Annotated in this window: 9 protein-coding genes; 2 read left to right on the top strand and 7 right to left on the bottom strand. The window is 67.7% G+C overall.

From position 1 onward, the window contains the following. Window positions 1-209: 209 nt before the first annotated feature. Both GJV26_RS21475 and GJV26_RS21470 read left to right on the top strand, forming a co-directional pair. A complete protein-coding gene (locus GJV26_RS21475; protein WP_155710756.1) occupies window positions 210-893 on the top strand; it encodes a Bax inhibitor-1/YccA family protein in 684 nt (227 codons plus the stop codon). Between the two features lie 305 nt (window positions 894-1,198). Next, window positions 1,199-1,981 (top strand): PEP-CTERM sorting domain-containing protein, encoded by a 783-nt coding sequence (locus GJV26_RS21470; protein WP_155710755.1) that lies wholly within the window; start codon window positions 1,199-1,201, stop codon window positions 1,979-1,981. Here the strand turns inward: GJV26_RS21470 and pbpC are convergent. The 7 genes from pbpC to surE all read right to left on the bottom strand — a co-directional run bounded on the left by pbpC (window position 1,959) and on the right by surE (window position 15,285). Then, window positions 1,959-4,064: a penicillin-binding protein 1C gene (pbpC, locus tag GJV26_RS21465; protein WP_155710754.1), complete on the bottom strand. Its 2,106-nt coding sequence runs from the start codon at window positions 4,062-4,064 to the stop codon at window positions 1,959-1,961. The two genes, GJV26_RS21470 and pbpC, sit on opposite strands and share 23 nt — an antisense overlap. Beyond that, window positions 4,064-9,793: an alpha-2-macroglobulin family protein gene (locus GJV26_RS21460; protein WP_155710753.1), complete on the bottom strand. Its 5,730-nt coding sequence runs from the start codon at window positions 9,791-9,793 to the stop codon at window positions 4,064-4,066. The genes pbpC and GJV26_RS21460 overlap by 1 nt, the downstream gene beginning before the upstream one ends. A 161-nt stretch (window positions 9,794-9,954) precedes the next feature. Beyond that, on the bottom strand, window positions 9,955-11,298 hold the full coding sequence (rlmD, locus tag GJV26_RS21455) for a 23S rRNA (uracil(1939)-C(5))-methyltransferase RlmD (RefSeq protein ID WP_155710752.1): 1,344 nt from the start codon (window positions 11,296-11,298) through the stop codon (window positions 9,955-9,957). 191 nt (window positions 11,299-11,489) lie between these two features. Beyond that, window positions 11,490-12,536 (bottom strand): RNA polymerase sigma factor RpoS, encoded by a 1,047-nt coding sequence (rpoS, locus tag GJV26_RS21450; protein ID WP_155710751.1) that lies wholly within the window; start codon window positions 12,534-12,536, stop codon window positions 11,490-11,492. 32 nt (window positions 12,537-12,568) lie between these two features. Then, the gene (locus GJV26_RS21445) at window positions 12,569-13,486 is read right to left on the bottom strand and encodes a peptidoglycan DD-metalloendopeptidase family protein (RefSeq protein WP_155712636.1); all 918 of its coding nucleotides are present in this window, start codon (window positions 13,484-13,486) and stop codon (window positions 12,569-12,571) included. Between the two features lie 108 nt (window positions 13,487-13,594). Further along, window positions 13,595-14,551, bottom strand: a complete 957-nt coding sequence (locus GJV26_RS21440) for a protein-L-isoaspartate(D-aspartate) O-methyltransferase (RefSeq protein ID WP_155710750.1) — start codon at window positions 14,549-14,551, stop codon at window positions 13,595-13,597. Further along, window positions 14,548-15,285 (bottom strand): 5'/3'-nucleotidase SurE, encoded by a 738-nt coding sequence (surE, locus tag GJV26_RS21435; protein WP_155710749.1) that lies wholly within the window; start codon window positions 15,283-15,285, stop codon window positions 14,548-14,550. The genes GJV26_RS21440 and surE overlap by 4 nt, the downstream gene beginning before the upstream one ends. Window positions 15,286-15,349: the final 64 nt, after the last annotated feature.

Here is a 15,349-nt window from a genome sequence, read left to right as displayed (position 1 = left end):
ATAGCCGCGGCGAAACCCCGAAAATCGCATCAGGGCGAGCGGTATTGGCTGGGAAGCCCAGCCGTTCGCAGGCAAGTGGGCGGTTTTTGACGGATTTCAAGAGCACATAGCAAGACAACAGACCATCCCGGCGGGCTTAAGCCCTTTTCGGCACCACGAGTGCTAAGCTTTGGCAAGGGTACACCGTACCGACAACCAGGAGTACAACAATGGCAAATTTGGAAAAGATGTATGACCACGCGGGTCGACGAGAGGTCACCCGCAACAGCGTGCTGCGCAACACTTACTGGCTGCTGTCACTATCGATGATCCCGACCGTGCTCGGCGCGGCCGCCGGCATGACGTTCGGCATTCCGATGCCGGGCGGCTTCCTCGGCGCGCTGCTGTTCCTGGGCATTGCGTTCGGGTTCATGTGGGCGATCGAGAAGAACAAGCACAGCGGCATGGGCGTCGCCCTGCTGCTCGGCTTCACGTTCTTCATGGGCCTGATGCTGACGCCGCTGCTGATGCGCACGATGACGTTCGCCAACGGCGGCACGCTGATCATGCTCGCGGCGAGCGGTACCGCGGCAATCTTCGCCGTGCTGGCCAGCATCGCCACCGTGTCGAAGCGCGATTTCTCCGGCGTGGCCAAGTTCGCGATGATCGGCCTGGTGCTGATCATCCTGGCATCGCTGGCGAACATCTTCTTCGCCATCCCTGCCCTGTCGCTGACGATCTCGGTGCTGGCCATCGGCATCTTCTCCGCCTTCATCCTGTATGACGTGCAACGCATCGTCAACGGCGGCGAAACCAACTACATCAGCGCGACGCTGGCGTTGTACCTGGACGTGTACAACATCTTCACCAGCCTGCTGTCGATCCTGGGCTTCACCAGCGGCGACCGCGACTAACCCTTTCGCGCTCCCTCGAAAGCCGGCCCCGCGCCGGCTTTTTTACGTCCATGCCCGTAACATTTTCACAACGGTGACAGTCCCCGAATTTTAGCAACAACATGTGTTGTAAAAAATCGGGGACTGTCCCCGGGTGGTTTGGCAACAGATTCGTGGCGATCCTGCTACGCGCACGCGGAGGTCGAAAAGTTCCGCCGTGAATCGTGGGCGAAGTCAACGGAAGCGAGCTGATCAGTTCGTATGATGCGGGCACTCGAACGCGCGCTTGAGCCTTCCTTAATCTTCCCCTACCGCATGGAGGCTTCATGGCTGTAAATTCACGCCCGTTCTTTGCCGCGATGACATCGCTGTTTCTTTTGCTGGGCTCGTTTGATGCAACGGCCGGCGGCACGGCTGCCGCGGCCATCACCGATGTCCGCTTCGGCGTGCTCGACCTGACGCCGCGGGATGGCGCGGCGGCCGGCTACGACATCCGGTCGGTCGAGCCCTCCCTGTTCGCCTACCTGTACGCGGGCACCACGGACTATTACGCGGCCGGCTATCCCGATCCGTCGATGCCGGGCACGGTGCAGCTGGACTTCGGGGGTGCGACGGTGGCGGCGCGCACCAGCGGCGCCCTGGCCGATGTCGCGTCGGCCGCGGCGGGCGATGCCAGCCTCGGCAGCTACGGCACGGCCGGCGCCACCGCCAACCAGGCCGTGCATTTCATCCTGCGCCCCCACACGGTGCTGACGATCGGCGGCCATTTGTCGGCGCTGGCGGCGCGGGACGGTACACCGGACGAATACTACGAGGCCACCAGCATGGCCCATGTCGGCATCGTCGACGAGCACGGCTATACATTCACCCAGTTCATCCGCCAGAGCCTGTCCTTTGCCGACTGGCCGGACCGGATGGTCATCGACGAGGATTTCATGCTGGCATTCGCCAACGGCAGTGCCGAAGACCGCGCGATGTCGGTCTATTTCCAGGCGCAGTCGAATGTGACGCGGATCATGCCGGTCCCGGAACCGTCCGCCGGCGCGCTGCTCGGTGCCGGCCTGTTGCTGCTGGGGTTGCGCGCCGTCACCCGCCGCCGCGCACGGTAAAGGTCACGCGGTCCAGTTCGCCGCCCGCGCCGTCCAGCAGCACCAGTTCGTGCTTCCCCGGCACGGGTTGCCAGCCGGCATGGGCACCGGCGGTGCCGAGCGGCTCGCCGTCGAGCTGCCAGCGCAAGCCCTGCGGGCCGTGGGCGAGGAAAAACACGCGTTGCCGGCCTGCCGGTATATCCGGGTCGACAGCAAGGACCGTGTCGCCGACGGGATACACGATCTTCGGCGTGCGCCGTCCTTCCGGCAGCAGCGCGACGCGCGTGGTCTCCGTACCCTTCAGGAACCATTCGGGGCGCGGTGATTCGAGCGCCGGCTCCCACGTCACCGTGCGCCGTACTACACCTGCGGGCGCGGCCGGCGCACGGCCCGGCCCGTGGCGGTTCAGGTAATCCATCACCTCGCGCCACACGGGAGCGGCGCCGGTCACGCCGGACACGTCCCACATCGCGCTGCCATCGAAATTGCCGACCCACACGCCGACCGTGTGGCGCCCGGTGAACCCGATGCACCAGTTGTCGCGCATGTCCTTGCTGGTGCCCGTCTTGACGGCGGCCCAGTACGGCGCGGCCAGTTCGTTCTTCAGGCCGAAGGTGGCCGCCCGCGCGGCGCGGTCGGCCAGGATATCGCCGACGATGAACGCCGCGCCCGCATCGAACACGCGCCGCCCCGGTTCCGGCCGCGCCCGCGGCAGCAGCGTGGGGCTGCCGGCCACGCCGCCGTTCGCCAGCGCGCGGTAGGCATTGGCAAGTTCCAGCAGGCTGACATCGGCCGAGCCCAGCGCCAGCGACGGCCCGTAGAAATCGGCCTGCTCCGTCAGGCTCGCGAAACCCAGCGCATGCAGGCGTTCGGCGAAGCGGTCCAGCCCGGCCAGCATCAGCGTGCGCACCGCGGGCACGTTCAGCGACCCGGCCAGGCTGGCCCGCGCCGTCACGTGCCCCTTGAAGTCGTGCTCGTAGTTCCGCGGCGCGTACAGGCCGGATGGCGTGGCGATATCGAGCGGCGCATCGTCCAGCAACGACGCGGCCGTGAGCAGCCGCCGCTCCAGCGCCAGCGCATACACGAACGGCTTGAGCGTCGATCCGGCCTGCCGCAGGGCGGTCACGCCATCGACTTCGCTGCCGCCCGCGTTGCCGACCCACGCCAGGAAATCGCCGCTGGCGTTGTCCAGCACCAGCACGGCGCCGTCGGCCACGTGGCGCTCGCGCAGCGCCATCAACTGCTGGCGCAGCACGGCCTGCACATGCCGCTGCAAGGTCCCGTCCAGCGTGCTGTGCAGTGTATTCACGTCGCGATCGCCGGCGCCCTTCAGCAATCGCGCGGCCGCTTCCCGCGCCGGCGGCAGCAGCGCCATCGCCGCCTGCCGCGAGAAGGCGGCCTGCGCGGCGCGTTCGATGCCGGCGCATGGCGTGGCCGCCGCCAGCTCCCTGGCCAGCGCGCAGGCACGCCGCGCCACTGCCGGCCGCGATGCGGACGGTGCCCGCAGCAGGCTGGCAAGAATGGCCGACTCGGCCACGTCCAGGCCGGAAGGCGCCTTGCCGAACAGGGCCTGCGCCGCCGCGCCCACCCCCTGCAGCTCGCCGCGGAACGCCGCCAGGTTCAGGTAAGCCTCCAGGATCTGCGCCTTGCTCCACGCCGCGTCGAGCGCGCGGGCTTCCCGCACCTGGTCCCATTTCTGGCGCAGCGTGCGCCCGCCCGGCGCGCCCTTCAGCGCCGGATCGAGCAGCCCGGCCAGCTGCATCGTGATGGTGGATGCGCCGCGCGGCCGTTCGCGGAACAGGTTGTCCCAGGCCGCCTGCCCCATCGCCCGCAAATCGACGCCGCCATGTTCCATGAAGCGCTGGTCCTCGGCCTGCAGCACGGCCAGCGGCAGCGCGGGCGAGATATCCGCCAGCGCCACCCACGGCGCGCGGCGCCCCTGCCGGTCGATGCGCAGCGATTGCACAGGTGCGCCATGGCGGTCCAGCAGCACCGCATCGGACGAGCGCCATTGCGCCCTGACCGCTTCCGGCGTCGGCGCCGCGAAGGTCGACGGTGACGCCAGCAACGCGGCCAGGAACGCGGCGAGGAACGATCCGCGCATCACTTCACCTCGACCGGCGCGTTCGGCAGTTCGCCGAACATCTCCGGGCTGTACATCGCTTCCACGCGCGTCGGCGGCAGGCCGAACCGCCCGGCGTTGTTCAGCCGTACCGTGTAGTCGACCGTCCATTTTCCTTTCGGGACGAATTCGTAGTACGACCGGAACGCGCCGAACGTGCGCTCCTGGAAGGCCGGCCATGCCCAGCCGGACGCCTTTTCGCCCTGGGTGCCGATGCGCGAATCGTTGCCGAGGCCCGAACCGAGCACCGTGGCGCCGGCCGGGATCGGATCGTCGACGACCACCCATGTCATGTCGCTCTGCGCGTCCAAGCCCAGGCGCACGCGGTAGACGTCGCCGCGCTGCCACGCTCCGGCCCGGGCCTGGCCGACCGGCGTCACGGTCTTGCGGATCGTGTAGCCGGACGACAGCGGCGCCGCCAGCGGGATCGCCGCCAGGCTTTGCACGGTGACCCACGGCCTGCCCGTTCCGGCATGCCGCAGGTCCAGCGACGCGGCGCCGCGCGGCCACGGCAGCATGACGGCGGCGCCTTGCGTGTCGGCCGCCAGCGCCGCGCTGCGCGTTTCGCCCCCCAGCGTGGCGGTGGCATTGCCCGCCACCGGCACCGCCTCGAACGCCTGGGAGAATTTATGGAGCGCCAGGGTGCCCCACGCATTGGCAACCGTGGTATCCCAATGGCCCTTCTTCTGCCGGCCCAGCGCGCCGCGCGCCAGCCGGCCCATGTCCGCCTTCCAGGCCGGGTTGTCCAGCATCGCCAGCAGCAGCCGGTTGGCATTGACGTCGGCGGAGGCCATCAGCCACCACCAGTCGTCGCTGCGTTCCGTGGAGAAGGTCATCGTGGTGCCCTGCAGGTTCAGCCGCGATTTCAGGATCTGCCCGGCCTCGCGCAGCCGCGCTTCGCGCTGCGGCAGCGACGGGGTGCGCGTCAGTACCAGGTACCAGTCGATGACGGCGGACGTGGGCCACAGGTTCGGCTGCAGCGAGAACGATTCCGTCATCGCCGGCTTGACGCGGTCTTCGCGCGACAGCGCCTCCAGCGCCGCCACCTTGCGCACCGCCAGATCGGCCGTGCGCAGCGGCGAGCCGCGCACGATACGGCCTTCGACGAATGCCTCGAGCCCGTCGAGCATGCGCGACTTCGCCATCGGCGGCAACGCATAGCCCGCCTCGGCGCCGACCGACAGCAGGTAGGCGGTCAGCGTATCGCTGCCCTGCTCCATCGACGCGAAATATTTCGCCAGCCCGTCGCCGTCGAGGAAGGCCGGCAGCGTCTCCGCGATGCCGCGCCAGGTGCCCTCGTCGCGCAGTGCCACGGCCTGCGAGGCCCGCTGCTCCAGGCACGTGTATGGATAGGCGCTCATCCACTCGCGCACGCCCGGCAGGTCGTTGCCGAGGCGCGCCGCGAACGATGCGCGGATGCCGCCGCGGCCGGGCACCCCATCGGCCGGCGGCTGCACCGTCATCGCCTGCGGCCGGTCCAGCTGCAGCAGCGTGGCCTGTATCGTGCGCACCGGAACCGCAGGCTGCACTTTCTGCCGCACGCGCAACCGGTCCGTGGTGCCGCCGGCGGTCGCGGCGACGTCCCATGCCAGCTCCGTCGCGCCGGCCGGCACGGTCACGTCCCACGCCGCTTCCTGCGCCTGCCCTGCCGCGAGGGCGAGCTTTTTCACGGGCAGCGCCTTGCCGGCCATCGTGGCGGTCAAGGCCGCCTGCAGCGGCGCGGCCGTGGCATTGCGCACCGTGAATCCGGCGCGCACCCGGTCGCCTTCGCGCACCAGCGGCGGCAGGCCCGACAGCAGCATCAGGTCCTGCGACGTGCGCACGTCCGCCTGCCCGGTACCGAACAGGCCGGCGTTGCCATGGGCGACGGCGACGATGCGGAACGAGGTCAGCGAATCGTTCAGCGGCACCTGCACGCGTGCCTCGCCATCGGCATCGACCTTCACGCTGGCCTGCCAGAACAGCAGCGTGTCGAACAGCTCGCGCCCGGCGCCCTTGCCGCCGCCGCCGCCACTGGGCACGGCCTTGCGGCCGAAGTGCCGCTTGCCCACCACCTGCATCTGCGCGGTGGAGGTGCTCACCTGCAGCCCGCGCCGCTGCATCATCGCTTCCAGCAACTGCCAGCTGTCGTTCGGCATCAGCTCCAGCAGGCCGACGTCGACCGCGGCCAGCGCCACCTCGGTGCCGGCCGGCGGCTTGCCGCCATCGGTCCGCGCCACCCGCACCGTCACCGTGGCTTTCTCGCGCACCTTGTACACCGGCTTGTCGGCGGCGACCCGCACCTTCAGTTCGCTGGCGGCCCACCCCACGTTCAACGGCGCGATGCCCAGCTTGTACGCCGGCTTGCCGAGATCGACCAGCGCCGTGGGCGCGATGCCGGCCACCCGGCCGCGCACCACCAGCGCCGACACGAACACGTTCGGCGCATACGACGGTTTCATCGGGATCGTGAACACGGGCGCATTGCCGGACAGTTCGCGCACGTAGGTGTCGAGGATGCCTTCGCGCTCGACCGTGATCAGCGCGGTGGCCCGCCGGAACGGCATGCGAAGCTGCAGCGACGCCTGCTGGCCCGGCTCGTAGCGCTTGCGTTCGGGCAGCAGGTCGATGCGGTCGTTGTCGGTGACCTTGTACCACCAGTCGTCGCCATCGGCCACCCACGTCTCGCGGCTGGTCACGGCCGGGTTGCCCCGGCTGTCGCTTGTCGTGGCGCGCAGGATCAGGTTGCCGCCCTGCGGTGCGGCGCCGGTGCAGACCAGCAGCCCCTTCGCATCGGTGCGGCCGGTGCACGCCTGGCCCAATGCCTTGATCTCGCTGCTGCTCTCGTAGGCATAGAAGCCGCCGACCAGCCGGCGCCGGTGCGACCAGGTCTCGCGCCTGAAATAGTCGACCTGCACGGGCGCATCGGCCACCGGGCGGCCCTGTGTGTCGAGCACGGCCACCGTGAACTTCAGCGCCTTTTTGCTCATCACCCAGCCGTCCGGCGCGATGCCGACCACCACCGCGCTGGGCCACAGTGGAATGCGGGCCGAGCCGGTCAGCGTTTCGCCGTTCGGATCCTGCCACGTCATCTCGGCCAGCAGCTCGGCCGGCTGCGGCGACGAATCATGCGAACCCTGCAGATTGTCGAGCATCACGCGCGCGCCGCCGGCGTGGTCCAGCGTCACGCTCCGGGTGCGCACCGTGCCGCCGGACCCGCCATCGCCTTCGCCTTCGTCTTCCTCGAAAACGCCTTCGTCCTCGTCGAACGCGGGGCGGTCCCGTTCCACGCCTTCCCTGATATCCGGCCCGGCGAACGCGAATTCGCCGTAGTCGGCGAAGCCGACCGCCTTCGGCTCCACCACCGTGCTGATTTTCACCTGCGCGCCGCCGGCCCCGCCGCCGGACAGGTACGACAGCTGCACGTCCAGCGGCACCTGCGCCGCCCGCACCGCGGGCATCGCAGGGCCCTGCAGCACGGCCTTCATCGTGGGCACGCGGAATTGCTCGACGCGAAAGCGCCCCGATGCCTGGCCGTTCAGCAGCACCTGGTACCAGCCCTGCTTCGCATCGGCCGGGATCTTCCAGTCCACCGCCGCGCTGCCGTTCTGCCACGCCAGCGGCAGCTCGTAGCGCTGGTCGCTGCCCTCATGGAGGATGAATACCTTGCCGGGTTGCGCCGCATCCTCCTGCTTTTTCATCGTATCGGTGGCCGGGTCGTACGCCTCGCGCGACACACGGTCGCCGGCGCCGACGAATTCGATGCCGGCCGTGGTGTGCCGCCGCATGAAGTGCTTCATGTGCACCGTTTCGCCGGAACGCAGCAGCGTGCGGTCGAACACGGTGGCGGCGATCAGGTTGTGCGCGGCCCGCTCTTCCGTCGGCACGTTGAAGCGCCACGCCTCGATGCCTTCATCCCAGTCGGACAGCGTGAAGGTGAAATCCTCGCCGCTGCGCGCGCTGACGAAATAGCGTTCCGAGTAGCCGCACTTCACGGCCGGCAGTTCGCTGCCGATGCGGGCGATGCCCTGCATATCAGTATCGCCCTGCCACAGCAGCTTGCCGTTGCAGCCGCGCACGGCCACCTTGGCGCCGGCCACCGGCGCGCCCCTGTCCAGCGACGTGACCCACACCAGCGACGATGACTTGCCGTGCTTGAAGTGCGCGGCCATGTTGGTGACCAGCGCGGCCGTGTTGATGTAGGCCGTACCGGGCTTTTTCAGCAGCGCCGCGCCCAGCTTCGGGCTGGCCAGTTCGACCACGTAGAAGCCCGGTTTTTTCAACGGAATGCCGATCACCTCGAAGGCCTTGCGGCCGCCCGGCTTCGGCAGGTCGAAACGCTGCACCCCGGCGCGTGGACCGGCACCGGCCAGCAGCGAGGCCGTCATGCTATTTGCATATTGTTCATCCGGCTTCCAGCCGTGCGGGCCCGACAGCCTGCCCAGCCAGCCGATCACTTCGTCGTCGGCGTTGTCCGCCACGCGCAGCGCATTGCCCTGCACAGCCGCCGACCGGCCGGCCAGCGACCTTTCGACATTGCGCACGGTCACGGGCAGCAGGCGGTCGCCTTTCGACTCGATGATGCCGAACCGTGCCGGGAACTTGACGAGCGGCGGCGCCTCGCCGGTGCGCACCGTCATTGGAAAGCGGGCGGCGTTGACGAGGGGGCGCCCGGCATCGTCCTTCAGCCCGGCCGGCAACTGCAGGCGGTAGGTGGCATTGGCCGGCAATGGCGCGGCAAACGAAACCGCGTCGAGCGTCATGCCGCTCTTCGCTTCGCCGTCGAACGACGGCTGGCGGCGCGTGCCATCGGGCGCCACGAGCGCGATCTGTCGCAGCTGGTCGACCGGCAGCGGCGCGCTGAACGACAGGCGCAGCGGCAGCACGGGAATGCAGGGGCCGTTGCGGCGCACCCGGTCGCAACTGAATTTCGCGCTGAAATCGGGACGGCTGCGGTAAGCCAGTACCTGGTCTTGCGTGGTGGCGATGCCGCCGGCGGTGGCGATGCCCGCCCCCCACACCAGCGCCACCTCGGCATCGGCCGGCAGCGTGCGTGCGCACTGCAGCACCGCCAGGGGCTGCGCGGCATGGCGGTCGCCCTTGACGCGCACGCCGGCCTTCCACGTCACGCCGTGCGCCGCGTAGTACACCGACAGGTGCCGCTGCACGAACTGCTGCCGCGCCGCCAGGATCTGGTCGCGCTCGGTGCCGGTCACCGCCCGCACGGGAATCTTTTCACCGATGCCGCCGGCGCGGCACCAGGCCCTGGCGGCAACCGTTTCGTCGCGCGGCAGCGCATCGAGCGCCAGCACGAACACTTGCCGCTCGTCGATCCGCGCGCCCTCGTGAGGCAGCGCGGCGATCACGGCCGGGCCGCCGGTATCGAATGCGTAGGTGCGTTCGCCCTGCACCGGCTGGCCGGCCAGGTCGTTCAACCCGGCTTTCAGCGTGAAGCGGCAGGCCACGCCGGCCGGCAGGTCGCGCTCGAAGTCGTAGCTCCAGTTGCTGCCGTCGATCCAGCGGCCCTTGCCGGGCTGGGGACAGTCGATCTCGAACGGATCGGCCAGGCGCAGGTCGCCGAACGCCACCATCTGGCCGGAAAAGCGCGCCTGGACTTGGCGCACGCCTTTCACGGTGTCTTGCGGAGAGAACGATTCGACGGCGGTTTGCGCCCGCGCCGCGGGCCACAGGCAGGAAAGGCAGAACAGCAGGAGGAAGCGGTACGCAGGCATGGGCTCTCCAGAGGTGGAGAGCCCAGTCTTGCAAGAAGCGCAACGGGTGTCAATACGCGCATGCGGCGAGTTGCACCGGCGCGTCAGCCCTCCGGATCAGGTCGCACACCGCCATCGATGCACGTGCCCTCGCGTCCGGCAATGCGGGGCGGTGGAACCGATCAGATCAGGTCGAACACCGCCATCGATTCCACGTGCGATGTATGAGGGAACATATTCATGACCCCGGCCTGCGACAGCGCATAGCCGGCACGGTTGACCAGCACGCCCGCATCGCGCGCCAGCGTGGACGGGCTGCACGACACGTAGACGATCCGCTTCGGCAGCAGTTCCGGGTTGCTGTCCTTCAGGTCGGCCAGCGCCGTCGACAACGCCATCGCGCCGTCGCGCGGCGGATCGACCAGGATGCGGTCGAACTTGCCCAGCGCGATCAGGTCGTCCTTCGTCACCTCGAACAGGTTGCGGCAATAGAAGGTGGTCTTGTCGCCCACGCCGTTGACGACGGCATTGGCCTGCGCACGCTCGGTCAGCGTGGTGCTGCCCTCGATGCCCACCACTTCGCGCGCCTGCGTGGCCAGCGGCAGCGTGAAGTTGCCGATGCCGCAGAACAGGTCGGCCACGCGCTCGCCCGGCTGCACGTCCAGGTGGCGCAGCGCCTTGTGCACCAGCACGCGGTTGATCTGATGATTCACCTGCGTGAAGTCGACCGGCTTGAACGGCATGCGGATGCCGAATTCCGGCAGCAGGTAATGCAGCTCCTTCGCCAGGGGGTAGAACGGATACGCCGTTTCCGGGCCTTTCGGCTGCAGCCACCACTGGATGTCGAATTCGTCGGCGAAGGCTTTCAGCTTTGCCTCGTCGTCACCCGTCAGCGGCGCCATGTTGCGCATCACCAGCACCGTCAGGTCTTCGCCGATCGCCAGTTCGAGCTGCGGCACCTTGTCGAAGATCGACATCGAACCGATCAGGGCGCGCAGCGGCATCAGCATGTCCGACACGTGCTTCGGCAGGATCTGGCAGCTCTGGATATCGGCCACGAACACCGATCTCTTTTCATGGAAGCCGACCAGCACCGTATTCTTCTTGGCCACCCAGCGCGCCGACAGGCGCGCGCGATAGCGGTAGCCCCAGGTGGGGCCATGCAGCGGCCGCATCATCACGTCCGCCTTCACCCTGGACAGGTGCCACAGGTTATCTTCCAGCACGCGCTGCTTGACCGCCACCTGCGCGGAAGCTTCCAGGTGCTGCATCGAGCAGCCGCCGCAGATATCGAAGTGCACGCATTTCGGCTGCACGCGCATCGCCGATTCGCGATGGATTTCCGTGACGCGGCCCGATCCCCAGTTCTTCTTCTTGCGCAGCAGCTCGAAGCTGACGCGCTCGCCCGGCAGCGCGCCTTCCACGAACACCACCTTGCCCGGCGTGCCGTCTTCGTTATCCTGCATGTGGCCGACGCCGCGCGCGTCCATGTCGAGCGATTTGATTTCGATGCTGTTGTCTTGCATGAGTGTCTATCGGTTGGCCGGCGAGGCGGCGATTTGGGAGGGCAGTATGATAGCAGAAGGCGGGACGAGATTTCGGGCGGGCCGTGCACGCAGAAATGCCCGGTCAGCCATGCACTCCCGGAGCAGGCCAGGGAAGCACGGCTGCTGATTGTTGATTGCAAGCGACTGCCAGGCCAACGACCGGGGCCACCCTAGAGCAGCGAATCGCGCACCACGCCGCGTGCGGCCATTGCCCGCTTCAGCTTGACGAGGGCTTCCTGCTGGATCTGCCGCACGCGCTCGCGGGTCACGCCCATTTCCTCGGCCAGCGTTTCCAGCGTGGCGGGATCGTCGTTGTCGAGGCCGAAGCGCCGCATGATGACGATGCGCTGCTTGTCCGGCAGGCGCGACAGCCAGTCGCGCACCAGCTGCGTCATTTCGTGGTGTTCGGCGCGCGCATCGGGGCTGTCGTCGGCGTCGCCGGGCAGCATGTCCATCAGCGACGACTGCGGGTCGTTGTCGAGCGGCGCGTCGAGCGAGGTGGCGTGTTCGGACAATGCCAGGATGTCCTGCACTTCTTCCACCGGACGGCCGACGAGGTCGGCGATATCCTCGGCGCTCGCATCCTTGCCGTTGTGGTGCTGTGCTTCGAGGTGATACTTGCCGCGCAGAATCTGGTTCAGCTCGCGCACCATGTGCACCGGCAGCCGCACCGTACGCGCCTGGTTCATGATGGCCCGCTCGATGCTCTGGCGGATCCACCACGTGGCGTAGGTGGAAAAGCGGAAACCGCGTTCCGGCTCGAACTTGTCGATCGCCCGCATCAGGCCGATATTGCCTTCCTCGATCAGGTCCAGCAATACCACGCCGCGGTTGATGTAATGCTTGGCGATCGACACGACAAGCCGCAGGTTGTGCTCGATCATTTTCTGCCTGGCAGCAAAATCGCCCGCCTTGGCCAGCGTGGCGAAATGCACTTCCTGCGGCGCGGTCAGCAGCGGCCGGGTACCGATCTGGTTCAGGTAATGCTGCGTGGTATCGGTGGAGAGCTCGGCCGCCAGTACCTTCTTCAGCTCGTCGACGGTGGCCAGCGCCGCGCCGCGGCCGTCGACCGCGACTTCGCCACCGCCACCGCGGCCTTCGTCGATGCCCTCGTCGCCGAGCTGCTCGTCGCGGAGCTGGTCATCGGCGAGCGTCTCGTCCGAATATTCGTCCGGGAGGGAGTCATCTTCCAGAGGATCATTCGACGAGCTTGACATGAGCGTTACCTATAGAAAATTAGGAATAATCGCTAGCGATTGGGCAGGAACTTGGACGGATCCACCGGTTTGCCCTGCTGCCTGATCTCGAAGTGCAGCTTGACGCTATCGGAATCGGAATCGCCCATCTCGGCGATCGCCTGGCCCTTGTTGACCGACTGGCCTTCCTTCACGAGGATGGACCGGTTGTGGGCATACGCGGACAGCAGGCCGTTACTGTGTTTCACAATGACGAGATTACCATAACCGCGGATGCCGCTGCCGGCATACATCACCTTCCCTCCACCTGCCGCAAGCACTTGCTGCCCAGGACGGCCGGCGATGTCGATGCCCTTGTTCTTGCCTTCGTCGAACTGCCCGACGACCTTGCCTTCGGCCGGCCACATCCAGCTGACTTCGCGGTCCTCGGCGGACAGTACGGGTCCCGCCGGCACCGCCGGCGCCGATGGTTTCGCGCTCGCCAGCTGCACCGGCCGCTCGGCGGCCTTCGGTGCCGGATCGGGTTTGCCGTCGCCATTCCGGTCAGCCTTCAGGTCGCCTTCGGCAAACGGCTTCTTGTCACCCTTCGGTTCGGTTTTCTTCGGTGGCGCGATCTTCGTCGTATCCGGCGGCATGACCACGGCGGCCGTGCGCACGCCCGGCGCATCCTCGGACGGCGCCACGCGCAGCACCTGGTCGACCTTGATGTCGTTCGGATTGGCGAGATTGTTCCACGCCACGATGTCGCGGTAATTCTGGCCGTGATCGAGCGCGATACGCACCAGCGTATCCCCCCGTTTCACCGTGTAGTAACCTTCCCGGGTCTCATGGACCGGTGCCGGCGCGGGCGCCGGCGGCGGCGCGCGGCGCACGATGGGGCGCTCGATCACGGGCGCCTGGTTCGGAGTGGAATTACAGGCGGTCAATACCGCCAGCGGCAATAATACAAACAGGGTGCTTTTTTTCGTCATGCTCATCGGGTTTCATATCTCTCGGCTACACCTTTGAGGCGGCACGCGGCGGCACCGGTCACGGGGACCAGGCGTTTTCGTGCGGCCAGGCGGGTTATTACTTGTTCTTCACACAGTACCGGGCCGCAGCGGTACGAAGTGGCAGTCTTCGAGCAACTGGCGTTGCCATTCGCTCTTTGCCACGCGCGTGACCAGCTCCAGGTGCTGGGTGCGCTCGCCTACCGGCGCGACCAGTCGCCCGCCGATGGCCAGTTGTTCCAGCAGCGCCCGCGGTACTTCCAGACCCGCGGCGGCGAGGATGATGCCGTCGAACGGCGCTGCCTGTGGCAGCCCAAGCATACCATCTCCGTAGTGCAACCGCAGGTTCGGGACCCGCAGCGGCCGCAGGTTGGCTTTCGCCAGCTCATGTAACGGTTTGATACGCTCAATGGAATACACGTCTTGTGCAATACATGCAAGAACGGCTGCCTGGTAGCCGCAGCCGGTGCCGATTTCCAGCACGCTTTTCAGCGCCGCGCCCTGCCGCATCACCTCGATCATGCGTGCCACGATATAGGGCTGCGAGATCGTCTGGTGGTGGCCGATCGGCAGCGACGCATCGATGTAGGCCTGCGGCGCCAGCCCTTCCTCGACGAACAGGTGGCGCGGCACGGCTTCGAGCGCATTGAGCACGACCGGGTCGCGCACCCCCATTTTCGCCACCCGGGCCACCATCGCGCGCCGTACCGCGCCAGACACCAGCGCATCCTGCCGCGGCGCGGCGGGTTGCACGCGCTCGATGACCGAGCCGGCCTGCCGCAACGGCCGTGCCGTGGCGCCGGACGCGCCGCCGTGCGGCGCGGCATGCACAACGCCGCGCGCCGGCTCCCTTGCAGGCTCCCGCATGGGCTTGCCCACGTCGCCAAATGCCGTGCCGGCTGCCGCGCCCAGTGCCGCCGCGCTCAGTGCCGCATTGCGCGTGGCCGTCTGCGGCGTTGCCACCGGGCCGAACACGGGCTGCTTCTTTTGCCCCTTGTCCGTCACTGACGACAAGGGCAGCGGGAAAGTACGGGGCTTGTCGGTCATCCGAGGGCCTTTGCCAGGAGGTCGAGTTGGGGTCGGTGGGTCAGGTCGATCTGCAGGGGCGTCATGGAAATGCGCCCTGCCTGCACCGCGTGAAAGTCGGTGCCCTCGCCGGCGTCCTTGCAGGCACCGGGCGGGCCGATCCAGAAGATTTCGCGGCCGCGCGGGTCATGCGACTTGATGACCGGCTCGGCCTGGTGGCGCCGGCCCAGCCGGGTGGCCACCGGCTTGCCGAGCTGGTCGTAAGGCCGGTTCGGGATATTTACGTTCAGCAAGTAAGGCTTCTCGAGCGCTTCCGCATAGCGCAGCACGATGTCGCGCGCGGCCTTCGCCGCGTCGTCGATGTGCGCCCAGCCCCATTCGCCCTGCGAAAACGCGATGGCCGGAATGCCGAACAGATAGCCTTCCGTCGCCGCCGCCACCGTGCCGGAGTACAGTGTGTCGTCGCCCATGTTGGGGCCGTTGTTGATGCCGGAAACCACCAGGTCCGGGCGCTCGACCAGCATGCCCGTCAATGCCACGTGCACGCAATCGGTCGGCGTGCCGTTGACAAAATAGAAACCATTGGCAGCCTGCTGCACCGACAGCGGGCGATCCAGCGACAGCGAGTTCGATGCGCCGGAGCGGTTGCTGTCCGGTGCCACCACCACGATGTCGGCGATCGCGGCAAGCGCATCGGCCAGCGCGTTGATGCCGGGGGCCAGGTAGCCGTCGTCGTTACTGATAAGAATCCTCATATGGGAATTTTACCTGAAGCAACGACTGCCCAGCGCATGCGGGTGTTGCCGCATGCTGCAAAAT

The sequence above is a fragment of the Pseudoduganella dura genome, assembly GCF_009727155.1.
Classification (GTDB): domain Bacteria; phylum Pseudomonadota; class Gammaproteobacteria; order Burkholderiales; family Burkholderiaceae_D; genus Rugamonas; species Rugamonas dura.
This window is presented reverse-complemented; position numbering and strand designations above follow the sequence as displayed.